The organism is Fodinibius sp. (genome assembly GCF_041642155.1).
In the GTDB taxonomy this organism is placed as follows: Bacteria; Bacteroidota; Rhodothermia; order Balneolales; family Balneolaceae; genus Fodinibius.
Window position 1 is genome coordinate 1 of sequence record NZ_JBEPWZ010000376.1, and the last position, 2,551, is coordinate 2,551.

2 protein-coding genes are annotated in these 2,551 nt (G+C 47.6%); both read right to left on the reverse strand.

What is annotated here, in order from left to right:
- Nucleotides 1-1,073, reverse strand: a 1,073-nt coding sequence (locus ACESLU_RS14125; RefSeq protein ID WP_372639275.1) for a sodium/solute symporter, incomplete at its 3' end; no start/stop codon positions are given.
- A 110-nt stretch (nt 1,074-1,183) separates the two neighbouring features.
- Nucleotides 1,184-2,185 (reverse strand): LacI family DNA-binding transcriptional regulator, encoded by a 1,002-nt coding sequence (locus ACESLU_RS14130; RefSeq protein WP_372639276.1) that lies wholly within the window; start codon nt 2,183-2,185, stop codon nt 1,184-1,186.
- Nucleotides 2,186-2,551 lie beyond the last annotated feature (366 nt).

A 2,551-nucleotide genomic window follows, 5' to 3' on the forward strand; every position in this document is an offset into this window, starting at 1 on the left:
CGTTCGCTTTTAGCGGGGACCATATTTTTATAAATATCGAGGGTGGCAATGCTCCCGGAGGCCGTAAGAGCCGAGTCTATGCTCGACATCAGGGCGGCGATGAACCCTGTCATGACGATTCCCAGGAGTCCCGCCGGCAAGAGGTCGTAAAGCATAGTTGGAAAGATGAGGTTCGCATTTTCCAGGTCGGGGTACAGCAGGAGCCCCATGGTCCCCGGGAGGACCAGCAGAAACAGGATCGGCAGCTTCAGAAAACCGGCGAAAATGGCTCCCTTTTTTCCGTCCTCGATTGATTTCGCCCCCAGTATGCGCTGGACCATGTGCTGGTTGGAGCACATAAAGTAAAAGCCGAGAATGGGGATACTGACAAACAAGGTTGGCCAGGGAGTCAGCTCGTCGTCGAGCGGCTTAATCAGGCTCATAAAATTATTCGGTAACGCCGTTGTTATTTCCGTCCAGCTTCCCAGCTTCATGAAAAGCATAACAGAAATAATGCCGGTCCCCACAGCCAGCAGGATGCCCTGAACGGAGTCGGTGAGCACAACGGCCTTCAATCCCCCGACGACGGTATAGAGTCCCGCTATTAAAGCCATAACCCCGACAAAAACAAACAGGTCGATATCCGGAAAAAGCCCTCTCAGAAACAGGCTGCCCGCATACAGGGCGCCGGCGATATCAATGAGTACATTGATGAGGATGGAAATGACGGAAAAATAGAAGCGGGACCGATGGTCGAAGCGCCGCTCGAGGAACTCCGGCATGGTCGTCAGCCGGTTCCGGATATAATAAGGAGCGATGAACAGGGCAAAAATCACCAGCATGATGGCTCCGGTCCACTCGTAGTTAAAGACGGATATCCCGGTTTTATACCCGCTGCCGCCGAGTCCGATAATGCTGCTGGTAGAGATATTGGTCGCAAAAAGAGACAGCCCGATAACCGGCCAGCTCAGTGAGCGGTTGGCCAGAAAATAATCGTCTGCGGTTCTATATGACGTGCGGGCGCTGATGCCACGCCAGCAGATAAAAAATATATAGGCAGTTATGATTAGCAGATCAATTCCGGCCAAAGGCATATCCACTCCTGTATGGATTCAGGGGACAGAAGAAAACGGGTAAAATAGGTTTTAATCTATAGTCCTGAAAATTGTTATTGCAACATACGGTCCCCATCAACATGTGGTTCCTACGAAGATTCGCGGTGGCGCAGGGAGACCGAAACAAAACTCAGCATGTTGCTATTCTGAGTGGGATGTTCCACCAGTTCCCTCAAGAGTTTCATCGTGGTCATGCCCAGCGCCTCGTAATCCGTCTTAATGGAGGATATGGTCGGCTGGTTGTGACGGCAAACCGGTAAATCATCATAGCCGATAATAGCTACATTTTCGGGAAATTGTATCCCTTCCTGTTTGGCTGATTCCATAAACCCATTGGCCATGTCGTCGTTGCCGGCAAAAATAGCTCGGGGCTTTTGGTTCAGCTTTTGATATTCCCTGAAAGCGCGGACCCCTGATTTAAACGTAAAATCGCCCTCGTAAACCCAGAGCAGGTCCAGGTGTTCATGCTGGTGGAGGTAATCCTTAAAACCGTTGCTCCGGTAGCGCGCCTCCGCCCGTTCAAAGGGGCCCTGTATAAGCCCAAGATCGCTGTACGACTGATCCTCAAGATGTCTGGCGGCGAGGTAGCCCCCGCTGTACCCATCGAAGGTAACGGTGGGGAATACCGGGTGTTCTATAAGGGCATTTGAAATGATAGGCAATCCGCTGGGAATCCTGTTCGTAAGCTCTTCATACTCCCTTCGGGTGTATTCCGGGATATAGAGGATGGCGGCATCGTAATAGTGAAGAGAAATTTCTTTCAGCAACTTTTGAAGCTCTTCTTTCGGATTGGCAAGACCGATAAGAGACAGCCTGATATTATTTTTTTTAGAAGCCTGATTGAGCCCGTTAAAAAAAGAGACATAGAATTCCCCCTCCTTAAAATCACTTGCGATCAGGGCTACATTCAGAAACTTCTTGTCGGAGCTGCTATTCTGCTGTCCCGGGGACAGGTATCCCAGCCGGCGAGCACTTTCCATAATGATGTCGCGGGTCCGGGTACTGATTTTGGGCGACCCGTTGAGCACGCGCGAGACGGTTGATTCAGAAAAGCCCGTGTCCTTTGCAATGTCTTTCAGTGTAATTTTCATAAGAAATTATAAGAACCTTTGGCTGTACCCCGGTGGCTGCATGTTATTTCGCTACCATGCTATCAAATTGAGTGCACAGCTGCAAACGGAATAAATTGAAAGTATAAATGAATCATTAACCTACCATTTTCTTGCATAAAATTGCATATAATAAGAAATAGTTAACATTAATTTTCTTTTATTTCAAACTTAAATAGGCATAAATAGCAAACCTACGGCAACACAATGCAAGAAATAATATTTTTTAATTTAAAATTGCATAATGAATTGCATCATTCCCATTTAATTTTTAGTCTTACAATAGTTCCTGGTTGTTCCAGCCATAAAAATATTATCAACGACGACGGAAAAATTATGAGATACCAA